3 protein-coding genes are annotated in these 1584 nt (G+C 69.9%); all 3 read left to right on the top strand.

What is annotated here, in order from left to right:
- Positions 1-25 precede the first annotated feature (25 nt).
- On the top strand, positions 26-439 hold the full coding sequence (locus tag SM793_RS36290; protein WP_043468791.1) for a roadblock/LC7 domain-containing protein: 414 nt from the start codon (positions 26-28) through the stop codon (positions 437-439).
- A 161-nt stretch (positions 440-600) separates the two neighbouring features.
- Positions 601-1026: a DUF742 domain-containing protein gene (locus SM793_RS36285; RefSeq protein ID WP_320443405.1), complete on the top strand. Its 426-nt coding sequence runs from the start codon at positions 601-603 to the stop codon at positions 1024-1026.
- A partial coding sequence (locus SM793_RS36280; RefSeq protein WP_320443404.1) for an ATP/GTP-binding protein occupies positions 1007-1584 on the top strand: 578 nt, incomplete at its 3' end. The genes SM793_RS36285 and SM793_RS36280, both read left to right, overlap by 20 nt.

The raw sequence follows: 1584 nt of genomic DNA, 5'->3' as shown, positions 1-1584 counted from the left end.
CACCAGGAGCGTTGAGTTGAGTCAGATGAGCCAGGCCGCACAGAACCTGAACTGGCTGATCACCAATTTCGTGGACAACACCCCTGGGGTGTCGCACACGGTGGTGGTCTCCGCGGACGGCCTCCTGCTGTGCATGTCCGAGGGTTTCCCCCGCGACCGCGCGGACCAGCTCGCCGCCGTCGCCTCCGGCCTCACCTCCCTCACCACCGGCGCCAGCCGGATCTTCGAGGGCGGCGAGGTCAACCAGACCGTGGTCGAGATGGAGCGGGGCTTCCTCTTCCTCATGGCCGTCAGCGACGGCTCCGCCCTCGCCGTCCTCGCCGCCCCCGACTCCGACATCGGGTTGGTCGGCTACGAGATGGCCCTCCTCGTCGACCGCGCCGGCGCGGTCCTCACCCCCGCGCTCCGCGCAGAACTCCAGGGCAGTCTCCTGCACTGAGTCGCCCTGAGCGGTGCTTCAACCGTCCCACCTCCCCGCCGGGTCCGACCCGACCGGACCCGGCGTTCCGCCCTCAGCTACCCTCAGGCAGCTGATTTCGCCTCAGCTGGCATCGCCCCAGCTGGAACCGGCTGCCCCAGGCTGCAGCACAAGGAGGACCCATGACCCCGCCTTCGAATCCCGCCGGCTCGTACGGCAACGGGTACGGCAGCGGCTACGGCGGGCAGCAGTCCGACGGCTACGAGCAGCAGCCGCTGGTCCGCCCGTACGCGATGACCGGTGGCCGCACCCGGCCGCGGTACCAGCTCGCGATCGAGGCCCTGATCTCGACCACCGCCTCCGCCGAGCGGACCGGTGGCCTGCTGCCCGAGCACGCCCGGATCGTCAGCCTCTGCCGTGAGGTCAAGTCCATCGCGGAGATCTCCGCGCTCGCCGGTGTCCCGCTCGGTGTCGCCCGGATCCTCGTGGCCGACCTGGCCGAGGCCGGTCTCGTCGCCATCCACCAGCCCGCCGCCGCGGGCGAGTCGGGCGGAACGCCCGACGTCACGCTGCTCGAAAGGGTCCTCAGTGGACTTCGCAAGCTCTAACGCGGCCGCCCCCACCCGCGCCACCACCTCCGCGAAGATCGTCGTCGCAGGCGGCTTCGGCGTCGGCAAGACCACCCTCGTCGGCGCCGTCTCCGAGATCAACCCCCTGCGCACCGAAGCCGTCATGACCAGCGCCTCCGCCGGAATCGACGACCTCAGCCACGTCTCCGGCAAGACGACCACCACCGTCGCCATGGACTTCGGCCGCATCACCCTCGACGAAGACCTCATCCTCTACCTCTTCGGCACCCCCGGACAGGACCGCTTCTGGTTCATGTGGGACGACCTCGTCCGCGGAGCCATCGGCGCCGTCGTCCTCGTCGACACCCGCCGCCTCGCCGACTGCTTCCCCGCCCTCGACTACTTCGAGAACAGCGGACTCCCCTTCGTCGTCGCCCTCAACGGCTTCGACGGACACCAGCCCCACACCGCCGACGAAGTCCGCGAAGCCCTCCAACTCAGCACCGAAACCCCCGTCATCACCCTCGACGCCCGACGCCGCGACAGCGCCAAAAGCGCCCTCATCACCCTCGTCGAACACGCCCTCCTCGCCCGGCT

Source organism: Kitasatospora purpeofusca, assembly GCF_034043715.1.
Lineage (GTDB): Bacteria > Actinomycetota > Actinomycetes > Streptomycetales > Streptomycetaceae > Kitasatospora > Kitasatospora purpeofusca_A.
The sequence above is the reverse complement of the archived record's forward strand: the minus strand, read 5'-3'. Positions and strand labels throughout refer to the sequence as shown.